Source organism: Dendronalium phyllosphericum CENA369, assembly GCF_016056275.1.
Taxonomy (GTDB): Bacteria; Cyanobacteriota; Cyanobacteriia; order Cyanobacteriales; family Nostocaceae; genus Dendronalium; species Dendronalium phyllosphericum.
This window is the reverse complement of the sequence record NZ_JAECZA010000027.1, coordinates 18,039-43,686: the sequence shown is the minus strand read 5'-3', so window position 1 is coordinate 43,686 and position 25,648 is coordinate 18,039. Positions and strand designations below refer to the sequence as shown.

General features: G+C 41.6%; 23 protein-coding genes and 1 CRISPR repeat array. Of the genes, 10 read left to right on the top strand and 13 right to left on the bottom strand.

Annotation, left to right across the window (positions count from 1 at the left end; genetic code table 11):
- Together ppsA and I8752_RS09430 are read left to right on the top strand one after the other, a co-directional pair.
- Window positions 1–1,348: phosphoenolpyruvate synthase (ppsA, locus tag I8752_RS09435; RefSeq protein WP_214432051.1), on the top strand; the 1,348-nt coding region annotated here is incomplete at its 5' end.
- Window positions 1,349–1,530: 182 nt separating this feature from the next.
- The gene (locus I8752_RS09430) at window positions 1,531–1,929 is read left to right on the top strand and encodes a hypothetical protein (protein ID WP_214432050.1); all 399 of its coding nucleotides are present in this window, start codon (window positions 1,531–1,533) and stop codon (window positions 1,927–1,929) included.
- A 353-nt stretch (window positions 1,930–2,282) separates the two neighbouring features.
- Here the strand turns inward: I8752_RS09430 and I8752_RS09425 are convergent, their stop codons facing one another.
- Both I8752_RS09425 and cobO read right to left on the bottom strand, forming a co-directional pair.
- Window positions 2,283–3,104 (bottom strand): hypothetical protein, encoded by an 822-nt coding sequence (locus I8752_RS09425; protein ID WP_214432049.1) that lies wholly within the window; start codon window positions 3,102–3,104, stop codon window positions 2,283–2,285.
- A gap of 677 nt (window positions 3,105–3,781) precedes the next feature.
- A complete protein-coding gene (cobO, locus tag I8752_RS09420) occupies window positions 3,782–4,468 on the bottom strand; it encodes a cob(I)yrinic acid a,c-diamide adenosyltransferase (RefSeq protein ID WP_214432048.1) in 687 nt (228 codons plus the stop codon).
- Between the two features lie 182 nt (window positions 4,469–4,650).
- On the opposite strand from cobO, the gene I8752_RS38355 reads away from it, so the two are divergent.
- Complete coding sequence (locus I8752_RS38355; protein WP_318780827.1) at window positions 4,651–5,511, top strand: O-acetyl-ADP-ribose deacetylase; 861 nt, start codon at window positions 4,651–4,653, stop codon at window positions 5,509–5,511.
- A 23-nt stretch (window positions 5,512–5,534) separates the two neighbouring features.
- Here I8752_RS38355 and I8752_RS09410 read toward each other — a convergent pair whose 3' ends face one another.
- On the bottom strand, window positions 5,535–5,744 hold the full coding sequence (locus I8752_RS09410; RefSeq protein WP_214432047.1) for a hypothetical protein: 210 nt from the start codon (window positions 5,742–5,744) through the stop codon (window positions 5,535–5,537).
- A 75-nt stretch (window positions 5,745–5,819) separates the two neighbouring features.
- Here I8752_RS09410 and I8752_RS09405 point away from each other — a divergent pair, with 75 nt between their 5' ends.
- The 3 genes from I8752_RS09405 to I8752_RS09395 all read left to right on the top strand — a co-directional run bounded on the left by I8752_RS09405 (window position 5,820) and on the right by I8752_RS09395 (window position 9,082).
- Window positions 5,820–6,104, top strand: coding sequence for a hypothetical protein (locus I8752_RS09405; RefSeq protein ID WP_214432046.1), 285 nt, complete (start codon window positions 5,820–5,822; stop codon window positions 6,102–6,104).
- 174 nt (window positions 6,105–6,278) lie between these two features.
- Window positions 6,279–7,454 (top strand): homospermidine biosynthesis protein, encoded by a 1,176-nt coding sequence (locus I8752_RS09400; RefSeq protein WP_214432045.1) that lies wholly within the window; start codon window positions 6,279–6,281, stop codon window positions 7,452–7,454.
- 491 nt (window positions 7,455–7,945) lie between these two features.
- Complete coding sequence (locus tag I8752_RS09395) at window positions 7,946–9,082, top strand: HhoA/HhoB/HtrA family serine endopeptidase (protein ID WP_214432044.1); 1,137 nt, start codon at window positions 7,946–7,948, stop codon at window positions 9,080–9,082.
- An 8-nt stretch (window positions 9,083–9,090) separates the two neighbouring features.
- Here the strand turns inward: I8752_RS09395 and I8752_RS09390 are convergent, their stop codons facing one another.
- The 3 genes from I8752_RS09390 to ptsP all read right to left on the bottom strand — a co-directional run bounded on the left by I8752_RS09390 (window position 9,091) and on the right by ptsP (window position 13,241).
- Window positions 9,091–9,651, bottom strand: coding sequence for an HdeD family acid-resistance protein (locus I8752_RS09390; protein ID WP_214432043.1), 561 nt, complete (start codon window positions 9,649–9,651; stop codon window positions 9,091–9,093).
- 357 nt (window positions 9,652–10,008) lie between these two features.
- A complete protein-coding gene (locus I8752_RS09385) occupies window positions 10,009–10,479 on the bottom strand; it encodes an Hsp20/alpha crystallin family protein (RefSeq protein WP_214432042.1) in 471 nt (156 codons plus the stop codon).
- 236 nt (window positions 10,480–10,715) lie between these two features.
- Window positions 10,716–13,241, bottom strand: coding sequence for a phosphoenolpyruvate--protein phosphotransferase (gene ptsP / locus I8752_RS09380; protein WP_214432041.1), 2,526 nt, complete (start codon window positions 13,239–13,241; stop codon window positions 10,716–10,718).
- Between the two features lie 104 nt (window positions 13,242–13,345).
- On the opposite strand from ptsP, the gene I8752_RS09375 reads away from it, so the two are divergent.
- Together I8752_RS09375 and I8752_RS09370 are read left to right on the top strand one after the other, a co-directional pair.
- Window positions 13,346–13,543 (top strand): hypothetical protein, encoded by a 198-nt coding sequence (locus I8752_RS09375; protein ID WP_214432040.1) that lies wholly within the window; start codon window positions 13,346–13,348, stop codon window positions 13,541–13,543.
- Window positions 13,544–13,627: 84 nt separating this feature from the next.
- Entirely contained in the window at window positions 13,628–14,278 is a 651-nt protein-coding gene (locus I8752_RS09370; protein ID WP_214432039.1) for a hypothetical protein, read from the top strand.
- A 150-nt stretch (window positions 14,279–14,428) separates the two neighbouring features.
- Here the strand turns inward: I8752_RS09370 and I8752_RS09365 are convergent, their stop codons facing one another.
- From I8752_RS09365 to I8752_RS09355, 3 genes are all read right to left on the bottom strand, one after another.
- Complete coding sequence (locus I8752_RS09365; protein WP_214432054.1) at window positions 14,429–14,992, bottom strand: Uma2 family endonuclease; 564 nt, start codon at window positions 14,990–14,992, stop codon at window positions 14,429–14,431.
- A 76-nt stretch (window positions 14,993–15,068) separates the two neighbouring features.
- Window positions 15,069–15,941 (bottom strand): SDR family oxidoreductase, encoded by an 873-nt coding sequence (locus tag I8752_RS09360; protein WP_214432038.1) that lies wholly within the window; start codon window positions 15,939–15,941, stop codon window positions 15,069–15,071.
- A 113-nt stretch (window positions 15,942–16,054) separates the two neighbouring features.
- On the bottom strand, window positions 16,055–16,798 hold the full coding sequence (locus I8752_RS09355) for a tetratricopeptide repeat protein (RefSeq protein ID WP_214432037.1): 744 nt from the start codon (window positions 16,796–16,798) through the stop codon (window positions 16,055–16,057).
- A 524-nt stretch (window positions 16,799–17,322) separates the two neighbouring features.
- Here I8752_RS09355 and I8752_RS09350 point away from each other — a divergent pair.
- Entirely contained in the window at window positions 17,323–18,675 is a 1,353-nt protein-coding gene (locus tag I8752_RS09350) for a pentapeptide repeat-containing protein (RefSeq protein WP_214432036.1), read from the top strand.
- Window positions 18,676–19,139: 464 nt separating this feature from the next.
- A CRISPR array of direct repeats spans window positions 19,140–20,258; the repeat unit is 37 nt; unit sequence ATTGAAATTTCTTTTACTCCCTATTAGGGATTGAAAC.
- Window positions 20,259–20,274: 16 nt separating this feature from the next.
- Here the strand turns inward: I8752_RS09350 and I8752_RS09345 are convergent.
- The 3 genes from I8752_RS09345 to I8752_RS09335 all read right to left on the bottom strand — a co-directional run bounded on the left by I8752_RS09345 (window position 20,275) and on the right by I8752_RS09335 (window position 23,064).
- Entirely contained in the window at window positions 20,275–20,937 is a 663-nt protein-coding gene (locus I8752_RS09345) for a Coq4 family protein (RefSeq protein ID WP_214432035.1), read from the bottom strand.
- Between the two features lie 133 nt (window positions 20,938–21,070).
- Window positions 21,071–21,838, bottom strand: a complete 768-nt coding sequence (gene map, locus I8752_RS09340; RefSeq protein ID WP_214432034.1) for a type I methionyl aminopeptidase — start codon at window positions 21,836–21,838, stop codon at window positions 21,071–21,073.
- Window positions 21,839–22,053: 215 nt separating this feature from the next.
- Window positions 22,054–23,064, bottom strand: a complete 1,011-nt coding sequence (locus tag I8752_RS09335) for a Gfo/Idh/MocA family protein (RefSeq protein ID WP_214432033.1) — start codon at window positions 23,062–23,064, stop codon at window positions 22,054–22,056.
- A 394-nt stretch (window positions 23,065–23,458) separates the two neighbouring features.
- Here I8752_RS09335 and I8752_RS09330 point away from each other — a divergent pair, with 394 nt between their 5' ends.
- Entirely contained in the window at window positions 23,459–23,755 is a 297-nt protein-coding gene (locus tag I8752_RS09330; protein ID WP_214432032.1) for a ferredoxin, read from the top strand.
- A 167-nt stretch (window positions 23,756–23,922) separates the two neighbouring features.
- Here I8752_RS09330 and I8752_RS09325 read toward each other — a convergent pair whose 3' ends face one another.
- The gene (locus tag I8752_RS09325; RefSeq protein WP_214432031.1) at window positions 23,923–25,632 is read right to left on the bottom strand and encodes a SpoIID/LytB domain-containing protein; all 1,710 of its coding nucleotides are present in this window, start codon (window positions 25,630–25,632) and stop codon (window positions 23,923–23,925) included.
- Window positions 25,633–25,648: the final 16 nt, after the last annotated feature.

The following is a 25,648-nucleotide window of genomic DNA, read 5'->3' as shown; positions in this document are numbered from 1 at the left end:
ATACCCCACACCCCACACCCCACACCCTCTTGTAACAGGACGTGCAATTGGGGAAGCCATTAGTCAAGGGAAAGCAAATCTGATTTTAGATGTACACAGACTCGATCAGTTCCAACCTGGGGAAGTGTTGGTGACAGAAAGAACCGATCCTGATTGGGAACCGATTATGAAACGCGCCAGTGCCATTATTACCAACTCTGGCGGACGCACCTGTCATGCAGCGATTATCGCACGAGAATTGGGCGTACCTGCGATCGTGGGATGCGGTAATGCTACGGAAGTCTTGAAAACTGGTCAAGAGATTACAATTTCTTGTGCTGAAGGGGAAGAAGGAAAAGTGTATGCAGGGTTATTGCCTTTTGAAGTTCAAGAAGTTCCCTTAGAAAATTTGCCCCGCACCCATACCCAAATTTTAATGAATGTGGGAAATCCTCAAGAAGCCTTGAGTTTATCTGCCATTCCTAACGATGGCGTAGGTTTAGCACGCACAGAATTTATTATTGCTAACCAAATCCAAATTCATCCGATGGCATTGATTTATTTTGACAAGTTAAAAGATGAATTTGTCAAAGCTAAAATTAGCGAAATAACTTCACTCTACAACGAGAAACCCCAGTATTTTGTAGATAAATTAGCCCAAGGTATTGGCAGAATTGCGGCGGCATTTTATCCCAAACCAGTAATTGTGCGAATGTCCGATTTCAAAAGTAATGAATATGCCAATTTATTAGGTGGCGCACAGTTTGAACCCGATGAAGAAAACCCGATGTTAGGTTGGCGAGGGGCAGCACGTTACTATGATGAAGGCTACAGAGAAGCTTTTGCTTTAGAATGTCATGCCATCAAGCGAGTACGGGAAGAAATGGGTTTGACTAATGTTATTCCGATGATTCCCTTCTGTCGCACCCCCGATGAGGGACGTTTGGTGTTAGCAGAGATGGCAAACAATGGTTTAAAGCAAGGTATCAATGATTTGCAAGTTTATGTAATGTGCGAATTGCCCAGTAATGTAATTATGGCTGAAGAATTTGCTGAAGTCTTTGATGGTTTCTCTATTGGTTCTAATGACTTAACTCAGCTAACACTAGGTCTAGACAGGGATTCAGCACTAGTAGCGCGATTATTTGACGAGCGCAGTCCTGCTGTTAAGCAAATGGTAAAAATGGTAATACAGACTGCGAAAAAATGTCAGCGCAAAATAGGCATTTGTGGACAAGCACCCAGCGATTATCCAGAATTTGCTCGGTTCTTAGTTGAACAGGGAATAGATTCTATTAGTTTAAATCCAGATTCGGTTTTAAAGACAATGCTGGAAGTGGCAAAAGTTGAGAATGGTGAATCAAAGTAATTCGTAATTTCTAGTTAGCATCAGTGGGGGCTTCTGTCCTCCACTGATTAAAGACTACCAAAGTATTGTCCTATGTCTCTAATAATTTTAGGTTTGTAGTTAACGAGCGTGCTATTCTGAGCAAGTATAATTTAGATGCATTTGCCCTAGAGTATGTCCTCCTTGAAGCCAAGGAGAAACTAATGAGATTTACTGTGTTTACTTTTCTGTATCTAGCAGCAGGAGTTTGCCTAACGGTGGTCATACTTGAGCATCCTGACATCGCTCCAAACCATAAAATAAGCCTGCTAGTAAATGCTGGACTGTTATACTTTGCTGCTGTCCTCAGTACCTTTCGATTTTGGCGGCAAGGTGTACTACGGAGCGAAGCAAGACTACGCGATAAACCTGCTTGGGATCGGAATTTTGTCATGTTCCTACCAATATTTCTCATTGTCGTAATGCTTGTTATAACAATCCCCGACCTAGTAAATCACAACTGGTCGATGGAGGCGATCGCGAAAGCATCTGTAGGGCCACTGCTCATCCTAATTAGTGTAGAACAACTCTTTATCAGAAGCCAAATTCGGCGAGAATCCTGATTACTACTTGCGTAGCTTGCCGCCTTCGGCATCGCCCTCACCCTACATCCCCAGTTTCCGCGAGTTGTTTGTCCAAAAGCATCCGGGCTTTATTGAACTTGCGATCGCTCTTTTTTAAGATTCACAATTCATTATTCATCATCAAGATGTTTAAATTATTTAGCGTTGCATAATTGCGGGATGATTTTGGAATTTGCATCAACTATAATCCCCCTTCGGGTGACGTTCGCAGGCTCGCTAACGCAGTCGCTCCGGAGGGAAACCCTCCTGTAGCTCTATCTCACCGCGTCTCCGTGTCTCCACGTCCCTGCGTCAGCCTCAATCATCCCCTTATTTAGCAACACCAATTATTTTTATTTGACTAACTTTGTGTAGACATCTGCGGCAGATTGATTACACATTTGCAAAATGCGTTGGTCATTAGCACTAATGGAACTGACCCGATGATAATCTTGTAGTGCTATCGAGTAAGCATAGGCGTTTGGCTCATCTTCATTGAGGTTAGGTAGTCTGTTCGCTGTAGCTACCTCATTAGAACCGCTTTCATCTGGCGAACCAGTAACCGTCATTGCCAAAGCTCCTGATTTGTCAAGTGTGCCTTGAAAGCAACTAAATTCCGATTGGGGCATATACAATGCACCTACTACTCTACCCTGCTGGTTGTGAAATAAAACATATCCTTGTCCAAGCTGGTTTGGCTTTGGTGATTGACCGTAGAGATAAACCCCATCTCTTGTCAGGAAATTCTCTGTTGGCTGAACTCCTGGTTGTTTTGCAGCTTTTTGATTGTCCACAACCATTGCCGTCGTAGTTGTAGGTATTGCTTTTACATTCTTCAATGAGGTTGTAGAAGAAGTTAGTTCTGGCTGGTGAAAGTTCTGTTCTAAACCCTGATTCGCATAAGCGTCACTATCGACAGATGTTGCCGATAGTTGACTTCTCTGTTCTCGAACTTCTTTTAACTGCCCTAACAGAGGAGTTTTGTGACTATTATCACTTTGATTCGTCGATTCGAGATAATTAGTAGCTAATGTGGTAGATGTAGGTACTTGTTGTATTTCGTTACTCAGTACGGGTTTGGCTTGTTCGCCTACAACACCAAGAGTGAAAAGCAAACCAAAAAAGGTAACTGGCAACTGACGTGCGGTAAATAATCTGAAAATGTTGTTAAGCACCCTACCACTCCTGTTAGAAAATTAACTACTTCCTCTACGACTTACTTAAACCATAACCAACTATGTATCGTTTAAGGCTCTCTCAAAGGTTTGATATATATTGTTTGGAATAAAAGCAGTTCAAAACTCAAGTTTTTGCTGAATTTTGGACGATAAGCTCACATTACCATCAATAAAGTGATTCGCTCTTCACCCATTAGATTCACCCGAATGGGTGATGTAAATAAAGAATTCATCATTGTCATTAGTTTAAATTTCTGATTTTTTGTATTTTGATTTTTAAAAAAATATTGACATTTTTACTGAATTTACTGCTCTTTCATGACTCTCAGCAGAGGAAAATAAGAAATGTTTAAAGTAGAAGGTGTCTAAAATAACACCTTCTATTTAATAGAATGTCTTAATTTATATAGAGTATATTAGTGTTATACCGTGCTAGTACTTATGTATAAAGGATATAAAAAGCACTCATTTATGAATTTATATTTTTATGATTTCCTCAGAAAGTCCTGAGATTTTTAGTTAGATCGCCACTAAGCAATACCAATCAAGGAAGACACAATTGCTACGTAACGATCGATAATACTAATTCCCGACTTATGTCGGCTAGTTGCCAAAATAAGTCTAGAGCGTGCTGTTATGGATTATTGATGTACTTGTTTAATCCACTTAATAATTTAATACTCAATTCCTGGTTGTGCTTTAACACCTTGATCGCGGAAAGGATGCTTAATTAGGGTCATTTCTGTGACTAAATCGGCTCGATCGATGATGGCGGGTGGTGCGCCTCTACCTGTGAGAATAACGTGTTTATTAGGTGGTTTTTCTGCTAAACCCGCTAAAACTTCTTCAACTTGTAAATAACCCATTTTAAAAGCAATATTGATTTCATCTAACAACACTAGCTGGAAGTCAGGGTTGCGAATGTATTCTAGTGATTTTTCCCAAGCAGCGTTGGCTTTGTCGAGGTCGCGATCGCGGTCTTGAGTTTCCCAGGTGAAGCCTTCACCCATCGCGTGAAACTCTAGTTGGTCTGACCAATGACTGAAAACCTCTTTTTCCGCAGGTTCCCAGCCTCCTTTGATGAATTGAACGATCGCTACTTTATATCCATGACCAAGCGATCGTAACACCATCCCCAATGCGGCAGTGGTTTTACCTTTACCGTTACCAGTATTTACAATAATTAATCCTTTTTCTGGTACAGCTTGTGATATGCGCCGATCCTGCACCTCTTTACGCCGCTGCATTTTCTGGCGGTACTGCTCGTTAGTTAACTCAGGTAGATTTGAGGACATTACTTCGTCAATTAAGCGCTCAATTTCTTTATCTGAGTTTAACTCTTCTGGTGTATCGCTTTTCATGAATCTATGGGGATACTGAAAATAACTTTTACAACTAAACAGAAGCAACTAAAATTTTGTTGTTTATACAATTTTACATAAAGTATTTTTTGTAAATGTCCAGCAATATCAATTTGAAAAATATTGATACTGTATGAGCTTTTTTATCATTATTATTAAATCATCAAGTAAAACTCTATGAAATCCAAACTGAACCATTAACTTTAGATCCCTTTTGCTATTCTGAAAAATTTCATAGATTCATTACCACCCTTTCCGAAGAAAATTTTGTCATTTCTTTTGATTGGGTATCTTGGCAAAATGAAGCTAATCGTTTTATAACTTATCCAGAATTATTAACTTTAGCTGACATTTCTACATTGCAAAAATTGTTAACAACCCACGTTCGTAAGGAACGCTTTTGTAGCGGATACATGGCCAACATGATTGAAAATGGTCACTTTTTAGCAATTTTGAAGCGACTGCAAGTAATCCGCACAAATATAATTTTAGAAAAAACTGACATAAGTGATGAGTCAAATATGATGCAGCAAATTGAAATTATTCAAGGCGATATTACTCAGTTACAGGTAGATGCAATAGTCAATGCTGCTAATAGCTCTTTACTAGGTGGTGGCGGTGTCGATGGTGCAATTCACCGTGCAGCAGGACGGGAATTGCTCGAAGAATGTCGGCAGTTGAGACGCTGTGAAACTGGTGAAGCGAAAATTACAAAAGGTTATAATCTTCCTGCTAAATGGGTAATTCATACCGTTGGCCCGGTGTGGAAAGGTGGAAATTATGGAGAGGATGAATTATTAGCTAGTTGTTATCGCCACAGCTTGACTTTGGCAGAGCAATATCAAATTAAAACTATTGCTTTTCCAGCTATTAGTACGGGTGTTTATGGTTTTCCGATGGAACGGGCTAGTAAAATTGCGATCGCTGAAGTTCATCAGTTTTTACACGACCATAACTCGCCAGAACAGGTGATTTTCGTTTGTTTTGGACAAAGTGCTTATGATTGTTACTTGCGGGTAATGCAAGAATTTACTGAAAAATAGTAGCAGCAATTCATGAATTACCGTTATGCTTCCCCGCTATCTGACTGGTCAAGCTTGTCTAATCCATCCTGAATACATTGCCTAACGAATTCAGGGACATTTTCTAAGCTTTTTAATTTAGCCATCATTGATTTAGTAAGTCTGATATTTAACTTTTCTGTTAGAGGTTCATCCCGGTCGGTTGTAAACCCATAATTTTTTATGTTCGGGTTGCCGCGATTATCTTTGGGCACTTTATGTTACTTAATAAAGTTAGACTAATGTGGAAGCGCATTAGATGATAGTGTTGATTTGGTGGGTGTCACAACTTGCCGGAAGTACAACCACCAAATGTCAATTTACAAATTTTAATGCATCGGGATACATTAACATTGCATCGGGATACATTAACATTGCATCGGGATGCATTGGCATTGCATCGGGATACATTAACATTGCATTGGGATGCATTGGCATTGCATTGGGATACATTAACATTGCATTGGGATGCATTGGCATTGTATCGGGATACATTAACATTGCATTGGGATGCATTGGCATTGCAGTGGGATGCATTAACATTGCAGGGTACTGGCAAATTTAATTCGCTATGAATTAGTAAAATGCTGTACTAAGTTAATGCGCTAGGAGAATAATCACAGCTAATTCCTGCCATCATTTTTAGGGCATCCTCAAAAGGATGCTTTTTTGTTGTCTGTATTTCTTAATCTGTATTTGTTGGATTTTAGTTAAAGTAATATGCGTGTCTACTGTTTGGGAGCGCAACAATGTCAAAACAGCTGGGTCAAAAAATTGCACCCACACCCATATCAACCGATATCGGGCTAGTGGATTTGATTGATAATTATTTTACTGCTTACAATTCAGCACGATTACGGGAAATTTGCCAATTACTGAGTCGGGATGTCTTTACGCAAAACGTTACGGTAGGCGTTAGTCTTTCCGGTGCAATGACACCAGCAGGATTTGGAGTCTCAGCGCTTGCACCCTTAATTCGCAATGGTTTTATTGACTGGATGATTAGCACCGGCGCTAATCTTTATCATGATATGCATTATGGGTTAGGTTTTGAACTATTTGCTGGTAATCCGTTTTTGGATGATGTGAAGCTGCGTCAAGAAGGCACAATTCGGATTTATGACATTATTTTTGGCTACGATGTGTTGCTAGAAACTGACGCTTTCATCCGCAAGATTCTCCAAGCAGAACCGTTTCAAAAGCGGATGGGAACCGCTGAGTTTCACCATTTACTAGGCAAGTATGTCTGGGAAGTAGAAAAGCAATTAGGAGTAAAACATTCTAGTTTACTAGCGACAGCTTATGAGTTTGGCGTACCCATTTATACATCTTCTCCTGGAGATAGTTCAATTGGGATGAACGTAGCAGCCTTAGCTTTGGAAGGTTCGCAGTTAATTTTAGATCCTGCAATTGATGTGAATGAAACAGCTGCGATCGCCTACTCTGCGCGAGAATCAGAAGGTAAAAGTGCCGCTGTAATTCTCGGTGGTGGCAGTCCCAAAAACTTTTTGCTACAAACACAACCGCAAATTCACGAGGTCTTAGGATTAGAAGAACGGGGCCACGACTACTTTATCCAGTTTACTGATGCTCGTCCAGATACAGGTGGTTTGTCAGGGGCAACACCCTCAGAAGCCGTTAGTTGGGGTAAGATTGACCCGGAAGAATTGCCTAGCACGATTGTTTGTTATACCGATAGCACGATCGCTTTACCATTAGTCACAGCATACGTTCTCAACCAGTGCCAGCCTCGTCCCCTGAAACGGTTGTATGACAAGCGAGAAGCAATGTTAGAGAAACTGCAAACAGATTATTTAGCGGCTAAAAACCAACCATCCGATAAAATCCCTGCTGCTGTGGCTGACAGTGGTTCTAAGGAAGCAGCTACTTATCCCTGCGGTAGATTGATTCCTAATACTCCTTAGAAGATGCGGAAATTGCTGTGTAGAAGTTTCGTAGAAAGTCGTAGACCAGGGTAAATTAGACTTCTTGCAGAAATCGGGAAAAGGGTAAGGGGAAAGGAATAAGAAAAAACCTTTCCCTTAATCCGTAAGAGCACAAAAATAACTTTTGCAAAAGGTCTATTCTTGCATAAAGAAATTATCCAGACCACAGACTTAGGATAGGTGCAGCGATCGCAGCCCCCACCTAAACTGCAAATATAGCTGACTTTTCACGGGAAGTCCTCAAACTCTCGTTAAGGCTCTTGGTAGGGGGTAGGGTGTAGGGAAAACAAGAAAGCCGGACTACACCCCACACCCTCGCTCATGCGTCCACATACCGTGAAAAGTCAGCAAATATAGCCCCATGATTACAGGAACCTCTTGTGAAAAAGATTCTTGAAACAACGCTTTCGTCCTGAGTAAATGAAAAACAGATAAAACTTCATACTTTATCAAGGCGATCGCAATGACACATGAAACTACTTTTTAAGCAACCTGCGCTTTATCTAGTTTTACTAATAAGTGGATGCATCTCCACTAGCAATGTTAGGAATGCTCAACCAAAACCCGTACTCAATTCATTATTGCCAACACATTCAACCAGTGATGTAAATTATGTGACGCAGGTTGTACAGCAGGCAGGCCCCGCAGTAGTGCGAATCGACTCGACGCGTACTGTTGAAGCATCCCCCGTTGAAGATCCTTTGTTGGAACGTTTTTTTGGCAGACGCTTACCTCCTCCAGAACGAGTACAACGAGGTATCGGTTCTGGATTTATTACTAGTGCTGATGGGCTAATTTTAACTAATGCTCATGTAGTGGCACAAGCGGATAATGTCACAGTGATATTGAAAGATGGTCGCCGTCTTCCTGGTAATGTGGTAGGTTCTGATTCCGTTACTGATGTTGCCGTAGTTAGAATTAAAGCTAGGGAACTACCAGTAGTCAAAATCGGCAACTCAGATAATTTATTAGTAGGACAGTGGGCGATCGCTATTGGCAACCCTCTAGGACTCGATAATACTGTTACTCAAGGAGTTATCAGCGCCACGCAGCGTTCTATTGCAGATTTAGGCGTGCCAACAGAGCGAGTTGACTTTATCCAAACTGATGCAGCAATTAATCCGGGTAACTCTGGCGGGCCTTTACTAAATACGGAAAGCGAAGTGATTGGGATGAACACCGCCGTAATTCAGGGAGCGCAAGGGTTAGGTTTTGCCATTCCCATCAATACCGCTCAAAGGATTGCAGCACAATTAATCGCTAAAGGACGAGTAGATCATCCTTACATCGGCGTTCAAATGGCGCAGTTGAGTCCAGAGTTGCGAGCCAAAATCAATCAAAGCCAAATTGGTTTGAAAGTGAACCAAGATACGGGCGTAATCGTTGTAGGAGTTGTCCCGAACTCACCTGCGGCGAGTGTCTCTTTGCGTCCGGGTGACATCATTGAAAGTATGAATGGGGTTGCCATTAAAAATACACAGCAAGTGCAACAACAACTGGAAACAGTCAAAATCGGCAATCCTTTGCAAATTACCATCAATCGCAACGGCCAAATACGAGCGATCGTCATCAGACCAAAAGCTTTCCCCACAAAAGAGGCTGGTTGAAAAAGTCGTTAAACTCTCACCCTAGGATTAGAAACCCTACGGATAGACAATGGCAGCGCGATCATCCAAATACCCGTTAACAAAAAATTAATACCTGTGAATACTCCCAGTACCCAAACTGCGCTCACAGGCCATTGGTACAAAATCAAAATCCCCAGAATAATAGCCATGAAGCCGCTAAAAAGTACCCAGCCCCAGTTTGGATCTCGACGAATTTGAAATGCTGCAATCACCTCCAATATACCCTCAACAAAAATGACAATTCCAAAGGCTAAGGTGAGGGAGAGCGCAGCTCCAAAAATGTTGCTAATCAGCAGAATTCCGGTAATTAAGTAGAGAATACCAACCAATAATGTTACCCAAAAGCCTCGTTTTCGCCATGATTGCAATGCATGGATAACTCGGACAATACCAGCAATAATTAAAGTCCACGAGAATACAATTGTGATGGCAATAGTGGCAATAAATGGTTCTGCGATCGCTGCAATTCCTAGCAAAACCATCAAAATTCCTAAGACAATCGGCCATCCTAAATTTGTTCTCGTTTCTCTCAAATTTTCAGAAGTCATAGCTTTTTCCAAAATGTATTAATGAAGACTCTCATTTGTCCTTTGAAACACTAATGACCAATGAATAATTACTAATTGAGGCGTTCTTTACTCCCCGAAATTCAGCTTTGGCAATCAATGTATAGCAAAGTGCTGAGTGCTGAGTGCTGAGTGCTGAGTTGAAATCCAGTTGTTTCAAAGCTTTAAGCAATCAACACTGTCCTAAAAGGTGTGACTACGGCTGTACTTGTAGCAATTCGTAATTCGTAATTAAGAAAGTCTCATTTGGTCTAGGTTCCTGGGTTTGGATCTGTATCATTATTTTTGGGAAATGGTATTGCATCCAGCGCCATCAATTTGCGATCGCCTTCCGAATGGTCATTGTCTTTGACCGTTACCCCTGTGCCCGTCACCTAGGTTTACTTTCACAACTTTGTTTCTATGTTCTTCAGCCTTGGGCAGTCTCAGCTTGAGGATGCCATCTTTGTATTCTGCTTGCACTTGGTCGTGCTGCACGCGGGCAGGCAGTGGAATCACGCGCTGAAACCTTCCATAACGGAATTCGGTACGAGTGATGCCTTTTTCTTCAGTTTTGATTTCTGACTTGCGATCGCCGGAAATAGATACTGCCTCTGGCGATACATGTACATCTAGGTCGTTGCGGTCTAAACCGGGAATTTCTACCTTGAGATGAATTGCATCTGGGGTTTCTTGTATTTCAGCGGGGGGGATAAAAGCAATGCCTTCTTCTGCTGTGCGGGATGTCGGTACTATTTCATCAAATAAGCGGTTCATCTGCCGCTGCAAAGTTTCAATTTCTCGAAAAGGTTCCCAACGAACGAGTGCCATAATTTTCAGTCTCCGAATCTGAACTTGAGTGTTTAGAATTCAGCCTTAGACTGGCTTTTGTCAGTCGCTCAAACAGCCTTGCGATCGTGCCAGTGCTGAATGTTGACACTATAGAGAAGAAATCTAAAAGCTTTCTGAGGAAATTATGATGATTCTCTAAAATCCGGCAACACATTCAAACCCCCAAACCCAGACCCTATCTGAATTTCTTAATTACGAATTGATATTATCCTGAATTAGGATCTCGATTGTTGCACTAAGGCTCTAACATCAGTTGCAGAATCTTGTTGTAATGCTGATGCCGCGATCGCCTCAGCTTCAGCTAGACTTAACTGCGCGATCGCCACTTTGAGCATCGGTATCGCTTGGGGGTTGACGCTTAATTCATTTAGCCCTAAACCTACTAAAATTGCTGTTGCTAAGGGATCTGCTGCTAGTTCGCCACACAATCCTACCCAAATTCCTGCTGTTTGGGCAGCTTGGATTGTTTGTTGTACCATCCGCAATACCGCCGGATGCAAGCCATCCACCAAAGTTGCTACTCGCGGGTTGGTGCGATCGCTTGCCATGACATACTGGCTGAGGTCATTAGTACCGATACTAAAAAAGTCTACTTCCGCAGCTAACCGCTCGGCAACCGCCACTGCCGCAGGTACTTCCACCATAATTCCGACGGCGATCGCTTCATTGAAGGGAATACCAGCTTGTCGGAGTTGGACCTTGACTTCAGCGAGAATTTGTTTAGCAGCTCGTACCTCGCTTACAGTCGCAATCATCGGTAACATCACTTTAATATTGTGTCCCGCACTCGCTCGTAAAATAGCCCGTAACTGAGTTTTGAACAATTCCGGACTATCCAAACAAAAACGAATTCCGCGCCAACCTAAGAATGGATTAGCTTCTCTAACCCCGATTTTGAGATAGGGAAGCGGCTTGTCACCACCTATGTCCAAGGTGCGAATAATCAACGGACGGCGCTCTAAAACTTGAGCGATCGCTTGGTAAACTGTAAATTGCTCTTCTTCAGTGGGAGCGGTTGCTCGGTCGAGGTACAGAAACTCGGTGCGTAGTAGTCCCACTCCCTCTGCACCGTTAGCTACCGCAACTTGCACATCAGATATACTACCAATATTGGCAAAAACGCTGACTTGCCGACCATCGCGGGTAATTGCCAATTGATGGGCTGTTGCGCGTGCTTGCTGTTGAGCGTTTTGCCACGCCTCCCGTTTTGCTGCCAATAGATTCAGGATATCTGGTTCTGGTTCTACCCAAGCTTTACCACTCTCGCCATCGAGCGCCATGAGCGTACCATCTTCTAAATGCAGCACCACCTCTGCATCTACACCCAAGACGGCCGGAATGCCTAATGTCCTGGCAATAATTGCACTGTGAGAAGTCGCACTTCCTAAAGTCGTACAAATGCCTAGTACCTGACTTGGATCTAGTCCAGCAGTGTCCGAGGGAGTCAAATCAGTGGCTACTAGTATTGCTGGTTGCGACAGATGCAATTCACTATGAGTATTTCCAACTAGCAGCCGTAGCACCCTTTGTCCCACATCCACCACATCGTCAACTCGCTCCTGTAAATAAGAGTCTTCCAGAGTGCGGTAGGAATTTGCCACCTCATTGACTACAGCTTGCCAAGCAGCCTCAGCATTCAGATAAAAATCCCAAATGCGTTGGCGAGCGGCTTCCAGCAATACCGGATCTTCTAAAAATAAAAGATGGGCATCAAAAATTGCCGCTTCAGCATCTCCAATTTGAATAGTTGCTTGTGAGAACAGCGTTTGAATTTCTTGTTGGGCTGTGTGAATTGCTGTTTGTAATCTTTGCCACTCCGCTTCTGGATCTTCTACGTGGTATTCTGTAATTGTAATAGCGGGGGGTTGATAACGCACAATCGGCGCGATCGCAACTCCCGGAGAAGCTGCAATTCCTGAAAGTTCGCCGTCTGTTTCTGGAGTAATTTCCTGACGAACTGCTGATGGAGGCTCAAAATTAGTACGATCTTCACCAAAGTTGGAAGCAAATAATGCTTGTAATGCAGCCAGTGCTTCATCTGCATCAACACCTGTAGCAGCGATCGCTAGTTCGTGCCCTTGACGTACTCCCAAAATGGCGACTTGATTAATGCTGTCGCCTCGAACAAACTCTGTGTTTCTCGTGATATTCCGCACCCGGATTTGAGCTTGAAAACGAGCTGCGGTTGCCACAAATTGAGCGGCTGGACGGGCGTGTAATCCTAATCGATTGCTAACAATTAGCTGGATTTCTTTAGTGGGATATTCTGCGTGAGTTTGGTCTTCGCTAGACGCGATCGATTGCGTCTCTACAACTGCCAACTGACCACTGACAACCCCCAATTGACTTGCTTTTGCTGTTAATGCACCTCTGGCTTCGGCGATGACTTGCTGAATGTTTCTGCCAGCAGCAGCAGCAACAACCGCAGCGATCGCACCTTCTACTAAGGGTGCTTCACACAGATGTACTTGCTGTCGCTGTGCCTCGTCGAGAAACTCTAAAGCCATCTCCGCACTCATCAAAGCACTACCCAAATCCATTAATACCAGAACGCCATCATCGCTGAAAACAGAAGCGATCGCCTCATACACTTGGATCGGATCTGTACCCAGTGGGTTGTCATCATCTTCAATACCTGCGGCAACAGCAAGGCGGATATTGCCCTGAACCATCTGTGCTGCAAGTTCCTGCACGCCAAGCGCTAGTTGTTTACTGTGAGATACAATAACGATTCCGACCACTGCAACACCATTAACCTTGTTGAGAGTCTAAAGAGTGCTGAGTCACCGAAGTTTGCCCGGAGGAAGACCCTCCTTACAACTTCTCGCTGAGTGCTGAGTGCTGAGTGCTGAGTCATAAGGCAGAAGGCAGGAGTAATTATTATTTCTTGTCTCCCTCATCTCCCTCATCTCCCTCATCTCCCTCATCTCCCCCTGCCCCTCCGCACCTTTGCCCTCTATCTCCCCGATCGATTTACCAAAAGCAACGATTTATGGGATTATTAGAAGATTCTGTAGCAGATATGGCACAGAAAAGCTACTAGAATCGAAAATCTGCCTACGGATACTTCATTGCTGGCTCTTTTAGTACAATCATGTTCTAGAGGGGTACAAATCTGAAAGTAAACATGGAAAATAGTCAGAGCGTACAGCATGAATCAATCCAAGTAACAGGCCCAATGTTAGAACCGACAAACAGTAAGTCGCGACTAATAGGCGGCTCAAACTTTTTTATCTATCTGCTTACACAGCATCCTTTGTTATTGTTAACTGGTTTGTTAGCAATGCTGTTGGGGAGTGCTGCCTTGGCTTTGTACAGCCTCGGTAATGCTGGAGGCACAGAACAGGTAGAACCAGCAGAAATCCCAGCTGTCGTTGAAAACCCAATCAAAACACCCTCTGAGACTAGCAATCCTACACCTTTATGGATGGTACTTGCGATCGCTCTCAGTTGCGGGAGTGGTTGCTTGATAATTCTCAAATTACTGAACCGTCCAAAGCAGCATCAAAAAGTCCGCAAACATATCAACCACTATCCTACACATGTAACACCAAGCCGTCCTCAAAGATTGGAACCACAAACTCTCAAGAATCTGCCAGTGTTTGTGCCGTTGCAACCACTGAAACCTTTTGTTCCAATGCAAGCTAAAACAAAGCCTCTAGTGACAGTTCTGCCTCCAGAACACAGGCATCCATTCGATAAAAGCAAAGAATCTTTAGCTGACTTAATGGATATTCGTAAACAGAATTCTTTGTCTTCAATTCTACGCAGTTATTAAGATCGGCGTAATACAAAAAGCTTTCATATAAAGCCTTTAGCTCAGAAGGGTACGAAATTCTCGTACCCTTCTTAACATGAGTTCGACGGATAGGAAAGCGCAAAAAGCTATGTGCAAAAGCTAATTCATTGACTCTAACAATAAATAATTTTACCTGCCAAAGATTTCGTTGACGGTAATATTTACATTGGGAAAGGCTTTAATTAATAAACTTTGACCGCTAGTAAACTTTTGCATATGCTGATATCCTGTGGCTGTTGATTGTTGATAAACTTCGACAATTTGCTCGTTAATATCTACTAACCAAACTTCAATAATGTCTGCTTTTGCATATAAAGGAATTTTCTCTTCTCGGTCATACAAGATTGTCGAATCAGCCACTTCAATTAGTAAAAAAATATCTTGGGGTTGGGGGTGTGCTGTGGCGTAGAAATCATCACGGGGTTTAAGTAATGCCACATCTGGCTGAGGTTCTGAGTTATTATTCAACGCAACCGGATTTTGAGCAGCAACTATAACGCGTTTACCCAACAGCTGCACCAATAAATTAACAAGTCGATTTACACAAGCAGCATGTTTTGTCCCAATAGGCGACATCTCAATAATCTCTCCCCGAATTAATTCTACTCGCTCGTCCTCTTTGAGAATCCCCGACTCAACCATCTTATGATATTGCTCAACTGTGAATTTCCGTCTTAATAACTGCACAGTTATGATTACCTCTCTGTTACCTTATCTTTGATTTCATAATTATGAATTCACCACCCAGACTCCCAGTTTCTCCCACTAGTTAGGTAGACAAGAAATTCTGCAATTCTTCTCGCAAGGATAAAGGTTGATAGCCTAGTTCAAAAGCTTTGGAACTATCTAAGGAAACATCTGCTGGTCTAGGTGCTGCCATTTTCACATCTTGTTGTTTGCAGGCTTTGAGTCCAGTTGCAGGTAGTTGAAAGATATCTACTAAAAGTTTTCCAAAATCATAACGAGAAATTCGCTCTTTTCCGCCTAAGTGGATGTGTCCGTTAACTGTTTCTAATGCTAATAACAGTCCTTTAGCAGCAGTTATTCCACTTACTGGTGTGCGAAATTCATCTATAAATAAACTTAGTTCTTTTCCCTCTTTCAAAGTTTGGATAAATGGTTGCATAAAGCTTTTTGCTGTGGGTGTTGCCATGCCAAACATTAACGGCATCCGACACACTGCTGTCAGAGGATGGCGCTCTAACATTCCTACTTCAGCAATGAATTTTTGCTCGCCGTAAATATTCACAGGACTAACAGGATCTGTTTCTTTATACGGAGGATTTAAGCCATCAAAAACTAAGTCGGTTGATGTGAAAGCACAAGGAATAGAATAATCTGCACAAAGTCCAGCAATATTCTTAGATGCTCTGACGTTAATTTCGTATGATTCTTGTGGATGAGTTTGACAAAAATTAGGCTGCGATTGTGCTGCTGTATGAATAACAGCTTCTGGATTAATATAACTGAATATGCGCTTGAGTTCCTGAAAATTTGTTAAGTTAACTTTCATTAATTTGGTGTCAGGAATCTTTAAAGTATGGGAGCAATAAGTGCCATAAACTTCCCATTCTTGCTTTGCTAGTTGGCAAAGATGCCATCCTAAAAAACCACTAGCACCAGTAATTAATAGTTTTTTCATGTCTCACTGAGAAACGCAGAAAGTGAATTGCTTAAAGCAGTTTTTTACAGTTAACTCACATAATACACTGCGCCTTGATTGGGGGCATATCTGACTATCTGCGGAATAATAGACTATTTAATTAATTCCTGAAAACGCTTGTCATTACGTATTTTGTTCAAATCGGGGTCAGTTTTTGCTAACTGCTGGTATTTCTTAGGAGCAAGCTGGATAGCCTTTTGTAGGTTTTCAATTGCTAATTCTATATTGCTTTGTAATGCATAAGAACAAGCTTTGTTGTAGTAGGCTTCATGCTTGTTCGGCTTAAGGGCGATCGCTTCGTCATATGATAAGAGTGCTTCTTTGAAGCGCCGTAACTTTGTTAAGGCTATACCTCGATTAACCCAGGCTTCAGGCTTGTCTTTTTTAATGGCGATCGCTTTATCATACGACACTATTGCGTCTTGATAGCGTTGCAATGATGTTAAGGCATTGCCTCGGTTATACCAAGCTTCATCTTTATGGGAATTGATGGCGATCGCGTTGTTATATGATATTAGTGCATCTTGATAGCGTTGCAATGATGTAAGCGCATTTCCCCGATTAATCCAAACATCTGCTCTGTTAGGCTCAAGTGCGATCGCTTTGTTGTACGATCCTAGTGCCTCTTGGTAACGTTGCGTGTCTAAAAAATAGTTGCCTTGAGCAAATAAATCTCCTGCCTTTTGGCTAGCCTTCGCTTTGATGAATAATTGAGATACATTAATTTCCTGTACTACTTCTTTGGTATTTTCTGTTGATGAGTTCGCCCCATAACTACAGCCATATGCCAACAAAGCGATAAAACCAGAGGCAATAAAGCAACGCCAAAAGACCATGCTATACCTACAAAAATCACAATACAATGTTAAAACGTATTTTTATTTTATAATATTATCAAATAACTTTGACTTTTTTATTTCGCGTCCATTAGCATTAAGATACTGTGCTAAAATATGATACTTTTTATTAGTGTTCGATATAATCTCTGAATATACTAAGTATAAAAAAAATAAATATTGGTAAAAATCCAAGCGGCTAATTCCTAATAGAGACTTGACCAATAAACCAAATTTATTAAAGGTAATCTGCTTGAATTAGCAGCAATAGAATTATTACCAAAATCAATATATCTTCAGTAGGAAGTCAAAATTTAAAATTCTGAATTTAAAGGATGTTTGAAAAGTATGAGGCGAATATAATTCGCTACTACACAAACGAAGTCCACCTGCGTGGACTAAGAAAAAATTAATAGTTTTTAACCTGCAAAGGCAGATTAGCTTAGGATTCTTACCTTACCCTACCCAGGGACAGTTAATATATAACAGCTGTTGAACTGCATTTACTGGGGCAAAATAAAAACATGACGATTGAACCTAATTCCCCCAATCCACCAACCCCAGAATCTAGCCCCGAAAACGAATCGCAACCAGATGACTTTGATGCTAGTGCCAATGAGAATCACTTAACTTCGGAAGCGCTAACCGCACAACAAGCCTTAGCTGCTATTTCATCGATGCAATCTTCGCAATATACAACTGCGTTGCAGCAAGCGCGTTCTAGTTTCGGACAACGTATTGCCAATCAGTTAACAGTTAAGCCAAGGGCATTACTGATTACTTTAATCGCGATCGCCATTACTTTTATCGGAGTTGCCATCAATAACTGGTTCGTCGGCATCTTCGGAACGCTGGTGACTTTAGTTTTATCCTTAGTGATTCTGTTGCCTTGGTTGCAATATGTAGTAGTTGAGTGGTTTTCGCCCCAAGATAGAACAATATTTGTTGCTTTTGTGGGACTATTATCTGCCTGCATCGGCTTGTTGAAGTTTAGCGGTGTAGGTTCCCGTTTGGTCTTGTGGGGAAGCCAGATTAATTGGGATGTTGCCGGGACTTTAGCAGAATGGTTTGGCGCTTTAGGGCAAATTCTCATCGCCATTATTGCCGTTTACGTGGCGTGGCGACAATATGTTATTTCCAAAGACTTGACAATTCAGCAAAATCTGCTTACAGTTCAACAAAATGTGATTACGCAGCAGCAGACGATTGATTCTTATTTTCAAGGCATCTCAGACTTAGTATTAGATGAAGAAGGATTATTAGAAGACTGGCCGCAAGAAAGAGCGATCGCAGAAGGACGCACAGCGGCAATTTTTAGTAGTGTTGATGGTAGTGGCAAAGCAAAAATTCTCCGCTTTCTTTCCCGTTCTAAGTTGCTGACACCCCTAAAACGCGATCGCCATTTAGGTCGAGCCATTCTTAACGGTTTTGGCGGTTACGCTGAAGACAGAGTTGCAGGTGTGCGCGTCATTGATTTAGGAGTGATGCTAGCCGCCGCCGACCTTGCAGGCACAGATTTACGTTGGACTGACCTCAGTGAAGCTAACCTTGTCCGTGCCAATCTCAGTGGTTGTGACTTGGTAAAAGCCAACCTTTCGCGCACTATTTTATATGATGCCAATCTCAGCGGTGCTGACTTGAATGGAATTCGCTTATTTTATGGTTCAGTAGACAAAGCATCACCTCGCAGTCGCACCGAACCACCAAACTACGAAACTGGCGAACAAACCGGCGCTGTTATCCAAAATGCCGATTTTAGTAATGTACAGCGGATGTCTGATACTACCCGCTACTATTGTTGTGCTTGGGGTGGCGAAAAAACTAGAGTGACTATTCCCGGTGGTTGTGAAGATATTCCCAACTTACTCGGACGTTAAAAAAAGACGCGAGGACGCGGAGAAGGGGAGGCAGGGAGATGCAATTTGAATAATTATTATTAGCTTAAAATCAAGTCTAAAGCCTGAAATATCGCACTTATCGAGCCATAAAGGAAGCGATTTACTGATTAAACCTGACACTGATAATATTCGCTTTTTCTGTGCGATCGCTGTTTTAGTAAAGTAGGAAGTATCAGTGACGAACCAATACGCGATGATTCTATTTTCTTTGCCAAATGCGCGGATGGGTAGGTGTAGAAAATCGGGCGTTGAGTAAAAATGGCTGCATTCCTTTTAGTACAGGGTTTTGCAGAAAAATTAAATGAAAATCAGCCGCGCGCCTTATCATATCGTAGTTTCAGCGATTTTACTTCAATCAACTGACATTTTATCCTGTTATAATCTAACCATTCGCGAAACTGAACCTCGAAAACTAAATACAGATTAGCTTTCCAGCTCCCGCCATTGAAATTTCTTTTACTCCCTATTAGGGATTGAAACTTCTTGAGTGCAAGAACTGGATAAAAGCAAATTATTGAAATTTCTTTTACTCCCTATTAGGGATTGAAACATCAAGATAATGCTGATAAGCTATTTCATATATATTGAAATTTCTTTTACTCCCTATTAGGGATTGAAACCAGACTGGTATTGATACGGCTAAGGCAACCGTAATTGAAATTTCTTTTACTCCCTATTAGGGATTGAAACAATTTACTGTCTGAAATTGCAGGGCCATTTGTAGTCAAATTGAAATTTCTTTTACTCCCTATTAGGGATTGAAACCTATTTCCCTTAACTTCTGATAAATAGTAAATAGTGGTATTGAAATTTCTTTTACTCCCTATTAGGGATTGAAACCCCTCACTGGATTGAAACCGAGCGCGTCGGCAAATTGAAATTTCTTTTACTCCCTATTAGGGATTGAAACTAGCTATTTCTAAATCAAGTACTCCACCATTACGAATTGAAATTTCTTTTACTCCCTATTAGGGATTGAAACGAGCAGATCGCGCTTCAAAGTATTGGCTACTCTACTTATTGAAATTTCTTTTACTCCCTATTAGGGATTGAAACGGGTTGCCAGCAGTAGCGATCGCTGATGCTAGAAAATTGAAATTTCTTTTACTCCCTATTAGGGATTGAAACAAAAGTCATGGAAGCTGACAAACTGCGCTATTTTATTGAAATTTCTTTTACTCCCTATTAGGGATTGAAACCTTTGCTAAGAAATACGACAAACTCTTTACAGAGTATTGAAATTTCTTTTACTCCCTATTAGGGATTGAAACACTTTGATAGCTTGGCTGTAGCTATAGTTCATATAATTATTGAAATTTCTTTTACTCCCTATTAGGGATTGAAACTGATAGCGAAGGAAACGCAAATTTGACTCCAAACAAAATTGAAATTTCTTTTACTCCCTATTAGGGATTGAAACTCCTTTAAGACTTATTATCCTGAGACAGGTTGGGATTGAAATTTCTTTTACTCCCTATTAGGGATTGAAACTTACAGTGCGTTTTCCCTTCCAGCGCAGTTCTAGATTGAAATTTCTTTTACTCCCTATTAGATATTGAAACTTCGGCGTACCAGCATTTAGCCATTAGGAAGAATGATGTTTAAAGAATTCCGCACATCTTCTAAAGGAGTTTCCCACAACAAATTCCATTCGATACCAAATAGAGGTTTAGCTTGTTTTGCCATTGTCCAGCCTTTGGCGATCGCATCCATGTATGTTGTAGAAAGCTCAATATCGTAAATAACAGCCTTAAGTAAATTTTTAGCAATTAATGCCAGCCAAAAACGAGAAGCGTATAACTGGTTAACATAAAATGCTTCTAATTGGATTTCTCCCAATACATTTGTATTGCATCCAGTGACGATATGCCAAATGTCGTGAGTTTCGGCAATATGCGCGGCAAAAAAATCGTAATCATTCTCTACTGACTTTGCCTGTAAAGGCTGCAAATTATTTGTCAGTAGATGGTTAGCAAAACTATAACCTAAGCTGTTAATTGGCAAGCGATGGAGTTTTTGTAAATCAATATTACCCAATAGCGGGCGCTTTTGAAAAGCTTGTTTTCCTTGGGGAGTGCTAGAGAGAAATTCCACTATTTTCTGCAAACTATCGCTATCGCTGACAGCATTTAGCAGTTCTGCAATACAGTCAAAGTCTCCATCAGCCGATTTGACAAAATTGATAATACTTTCAATGGCTTTATCTTGCCATATTTCATCTAATTTCTCTATAGATTGCATAGTGAAAACCTCGATGAAAAATTTTGCTGTTATTTGACATATTAGTAGAGGCCGGCGGAAATAAACCTACCATTGGGAATTAGTAAAAAGCCTGTGGTATAAGTACTCTTCCTTTTACTTTTGCCTTGTTGTACTAGTCTTCAGGTAGAGTCAGGATTTCAACGCCGTCTTCTGTTACAGCTATAGTATGCTCAAATTGAGCCGAAAGCTTGCGATCGCGAGTTACAGCAGTCCAGCCATCAGGTAGAACTTCAACTTCATAAGTACCTTCGTTAATCATTGGCTCAATAGTAAAAACCATTCCAGACCTCAAACGCTTGCCTTTGTCGCGCGTACCGTAGTGAGGAATATCCGGCGCAGTGTGGAAAATGTTACTAATGCCGTGTCCGACAAAATCTCGCACCACAGAAAAGCCTTGAGCTTCGGCATACTCTTGAATTGCAGCACCAATATCCCCTATACGTGCCCCAGGCTTGACTTCAGCGATACCTCGATGCAGACACTCTTGGGTCACTTCCACCAACTTTTTCGCCTTCAAGGAAGCAGTACCCACAATAAACGTCTTAGATGTATCGCCATGGTAGCCACCAACAATCGGCGTTACATCAATATTGATGATGTCACCTTCTTTGAGAATCTGCTTGGCATTAGGAATTCCGTGACAGACTACCTCATTCACACTCGTGCAAATCGACTTGGGATAACCTTTATAACCTAGAGGCGCGCTTTTTGCTCTGTGAGCCTGCGTCCAACGTTCGGCTTCATCATTCAGTTCGAGAGTACTAACCCCTGGCTTCACTAGCGGCTCAAGATGCTCTAAAAGTTTGGCAGCCAAGCGCCCTGCTTGACGCATTTTTTCTATTTCTCGTGAGGATAAAATAACGATGAGTTCAGTTTTCATACAATTTTGTCTAAAGTCAGTTGTCAGTTGTCAGTTGTCGTAGAGACGCGATTAATCGCGTCTGTACAAGAGTTAATTGTCGCATAGGCGCGATTAATCGCGTTTCTACAAGAGGCAGAAAGCAGAAGTCGCAAGTCGCAAGTTATTCTCCCTTGTCTCCCTTGTCTCCCTTGTCTCCCTCATCTCCCTCATCTCCTCCATCTCCCCTGCCTTCTTTAATCTGCCATAAATATAGTCAACCCCGATTGTGCAGCTCTTTTTGCGGCATCAGCAACCTTTAGGGTATATAAACTCTCTTCTGGGGTAACGTATAAAGGAATACCATGAAAAAGATGGTCTAAAACCATAGTAGTGTCTTTGACAAACAAACCCCGACGAGTGCCAACTTCAATAGGTGTTGTTTCTTCCGGCTGGATAAAAATTCCGGCGTTGCCATCAAAAATTAAACCACCCTTTTCGCCGTGAACTTCAAACTTACGTTCTGGCTGCCAAATGGTTTCGCCTTTGCCGTAGACTACTTGAGCTAACAGTCCGCTCTCAAAGCATAGTTGAGTCATGCAAAAACAGGTTTGGTAATATTCTGGTTCGATTTCCCAATATCGTTGATGACCATTTACCGTCAAGACTTTACCAAATAAATCGGTGAGACGATGTAATCGAGATAGTGCGCCAATTAAAGGAAAGCCGAAAAGCTCATGGTTATAAGTCCACTTGCGGGGCGCAGGATTCTGGGGATTAATGGTGCTATAGCGAACGTAAAATACTTCACCAATTTTGGCTATGTGTTGCTTCAAAGCTTGATGCAAACCACCTAAGAGTTCAATATGTTCGACGTGCAGCAGTTTGTTTTTTGCTTTAGCTAAGGCGATGAGTTCTTCAGCTTCTACGATATCTACAGACAGAGGATATTCTACAACTACATGTTTGTTCTGAGAAAGTGCGGCCTTAGCGATCGCACCATGATCTCGATTCACTGTCGAAATCACCACCAGATCCACATCTTCTCGTTCTATTAGCTGTTGCCAATAACTTAAGGCTTCAGTTTCGTATTCTTTGGCAAAGGCTTCTGTTTTTTCTAGTGTATGACCAACAATCGCTGCTAGATGCGATCGCTCATCTTGTACTAATGCCTCTGCTCGTAGTTTTGCCGCATATCCCGTACCAACCAAGCCTACGCGCACGTTGCTTTTTTCCAAACTGCCTCTGAAATTATACACTATCCTCATTGAAACAGTCTTTTACTAAGAGTTAGAGGGAATGAGCTAGGGGAGACAAATCAATTCAAAATTCACGGAGGAAGAATCCATACTTCTGCTTCTTGTACAGACGCGATTAATCGCGTCTGTACTTTCCAGATTAATCGCGTCTGTACTCAGCATTAAACATATAACTTTTTCTCATAACACCACCATTTGGTAGGTTAATGTATTAAGAAAACTTATTATTGACAACTAACTAAATTTCATTACTAATCGGGGTCGATTTCTGGTTACAACCTCTAAGTTTTTCTCGTAGTATCAGAATTGAAGTGAATTAGAACCAGCGGCTAACGAAAACAACAGCCGTGGGCTTTGCTTTAGGATAACTTATACTGCCGTTTGCAAAAGAGAGGAATACTAAATGGCCACCTATAAAGTGACTTTAGTCAATGCAGAAGGAACTGAAACCACAATTGACGTTCCTGATGATGAGTATATTTTAGATGCTGCCGAAGAAGAGGGTATTGACCTACCCTTCTCTTGTCGTGCTGGTGCTTGCTCGACCTGTGCAGGTAAACTACTTGAAGGTACTGTTGACCAGTCTGACCAGTCATTCTTAGACGACGAGCAAATTGAAAAAGGTTATGTACTAACCTGTGTTGCCTACCCAACCTCCAATGTGAAAATAGAAACTCACAAGGAAGAAGAACTCTACTAAAAGTTAGACATCTCAACAATAAACCTCTTGCAAGAGTTACAGATGTCGTAGAAATAGGAACAGCACATCTCTAGAATGTGCTTGTTCGAGATGCTTTGGCAAAAAGTCTAAATTAACAAGTTAAGCAGGAACATAAAATTTTATGTTCCTGCTTTATTAGCATGTTTCTAAAACGCGATCTCGTTACTGAGAATTTTAATTTGAGTCCCAGGATAATAAAATTGGAGAATTTTGGGACTCGACCAGCCTAACTTGGCTAAATTTTGAGCGCCTGTTTGACTCAAGCCAACTCCATGTCCTAATCCTCCCCCAATAAAAGCATATCCCCACAGATCGGGTTTACCTTTATTTAAAGGTTCTATATAGAAAAGCGTACTTACAGGAGCAGCAAAGGCACTACGAACCTCGTCTTTATGTAAAGTAAAAGTTCCAATATCAGTTTTAACAGCAAATTCGAGAATACGTCCGCTTTCACTTCTCTTAACTACAGCCATCGCTTTAATGGTTTTAAATTTGGCATAGGGACTATTTTTCACCCGCAAAAATTTCTGCAAGTCTTTAGCAATATCCTCTATGCGAGATTCTTTATGCCAACGAAACATATCCCAATTGCTTTCATTAAATCCTTGTTGTAAACTAATAAACCTTTGGAAGTTATTTTCATCTGCTAAACTCTGCTGTGATAAATTCCAAAAGTTAGTAGGAGTATCAACCACTGGGCGCAAATAAGGACGATCTTCACCATTCCAAATATCACTAAATGAAGCAGTAACACCACCAGTAGTAGAAGAATACAAAGCATCTACTAGCTGGTTTTTATAAGTTAATACCATATTCCTGGTGGCCGCGATCGCTTTGTCTGTGTTAGCAGCGGTTCCATTCAGCCCGTTATAAACTTGGCAATGAGTATCGGCACACAATTGGTAATTATCTGCGGCAAACCTACGTAAGTTTCTCAAAGCATAAGTCCGGGCGATAATTGCCTGGGCTTCTACCGCCGCCTTTGGCGCATTTGTGCCAATCTCGTAAGGTACAACGCCACGTAAATAAGTTTCTAGGGGTACTTGGTTAACTAAAGTATAAGTACCGTAAGCATTAGGCTGTAAATTTAGCTGCCCTGCGTAAAGTTGGGCATTCTCTGGTTTTTCAGTTTTATTCACCCGAATTAAGTTTTTGTCTGTGCTAATTTCCAGAGAATTCAAGCTGTAACGCTGACCATTTACTACCCAACTAATTCGTGGTATTTGTTTTTTGATTTTAGTATCAATGTATGCTGTATTCTCATCAGTAGCTTGTATGCTCTGGAACAGCAAGCGTCGCAGTAAGGGAGTATTGTAGACATCTCGTTTTGCCCAAACTTGCCAGCGTTCTGGCTGGGCTATTTCCACTTTTATTCCTTGAGAACGCCATTTGTTGGCGCTATCTTCAGCTGTTTCAAAGGTACGATAAGTACCCAAAACTACTACTTCCTCAACAACAGGTTTCGGTAAAGCTTGCATTACTGTTTCCAGCTTTACGGGTTTTTGGGTGATGAGGGTCTGCTGCTTGTTGCCTATTTTGAATCTTAATTTTAAGCGATCGCCTTTTGTCGGTTCTAGTTGCAGCTTGGCTGTAGGATTTTCTCCAAATCGCTGTAAAATACCAATTTTCAGTTCTATATCTTTGATGTTACCTTGCGGTCCTGATGCTGCCGTCAGCCCTAACAAACAAAATGTCGTCAAGACTTTATAGGAAAAACGCCAAACCGAAAATTTCATGGTTATCAGATTCTGACCCTTAATGCGGCGTTGGCGAGTCGGCGCTAGGGGAGAGCTTCCCTCAGGCGACTGTCCTTGCAGATTTTCCAGTTGCGTTTTAGTGTAGTGGTTTTGTCGCATGAGCGCTCCAATGATA

Bases quoted from the DNA above. Each gene is read 5' to 3' on its own strand.
- I8752_RS09430 (WP_214432050.1), top strand. From the start codon at position 1,531: ATGAGATTTACTGTGTTTACTTTTCTGTATCTAGCAGCAGGAGTTTGC.
- cobO (WP_214432048.1), bottom strand. From the start codon at position 4,468: ATGAAAAGCGATACACCAGAAGAGTTAAACTCAGATAAAGAAATTGAG.
- I8752_RS09400 (WP_214432045.1), top strand. From the start codon at position 6,279: ATGTCAAAACAGCTGGGTCAAAAAATTGCACCCACACCCATATCAACC.
- I8752_RS09395 (WP_214432044.1), top strand. From the start codon at position 7,946: ATGAAACTACTTTTTAAGCAACCTGCGCTTTATCTAGTTTTACTAATA.
- I8752_RS09390 (WP_214432043.1), bottom strand. From the start codon at position 9,651: ATGACTTCTGAAAATTTGAGAGAAACGAGAACAAATTTAGGATGGCCG.
- I8752_RS09385 (WP_214432042.1), bottom strand. From the start codon at position 10,479: ATGGCACTCGTTCGTTGGGAACCTTTTCGAGAAATTGAAACTTTGCAG.
- I8752_RS09370 (WP_214432039.1), top strand. From the start codon at position 13,628: ATGGAAAATAGTCAGAGCGTACAGCATGAATCAATCCAAGTAACAGGC.
- I8752_RS09360 (WP_214432038.1), bottom strand. From the start codon at position 15,941: ATGAAAAAACTATTAATTACTGGTGCTAGTGGTTTTTTAGGATGGCAT.
- I8752_RS09355 (WP_214432037.1), bottom strand. From the start codon at position 16,798: ATGGTCTTTTGGCGTTGCTTTATTGCCTCTGGTTTTATCGCTTTGTTG.
- I8752_RS09350 (WP_214432036.1), top strand. From the start codon at position 17,323: ATGACGATTGAACCTAATTCCCCCAATCCACCAACCCCAGAATCTAGC.
- I8752_RS09345 (WP_214432035.1), bottom strand. From the start codon at position 20,937: ATGCAATCTATAGAGAAATTAGATGAAATATGGCAAGATAAAGCCATT.
- map (WP_214432034.1), bottom strand. From the start codon at position 21,838: ATGAAAACTGAACTCATCGTTATTTTATCCTCACGAGAAATAGAAAAA.
- I8752_RS09335 (WP_214432033.1), bottom strand. From the start codon at position 23,064: ATGAGGATAGTGTATAATTTCAGAGGCAGTTTGGAAAAAAGCAACGTG.
- I8752_RS09330 (WP_214432032.1), top strand. From the start codon at position 23,459: ATGGCCACCTATAAAGTGACTTTAGTCAATGCAGAAGGAACTGAAACC.
- I8752_RS09325 (WP_214432031.1), bottom strand. From the start codon at position 25,632: ATGCGACAAAACCACTACACTAAAACGCAACTGGAAAATCTGCAAGGA.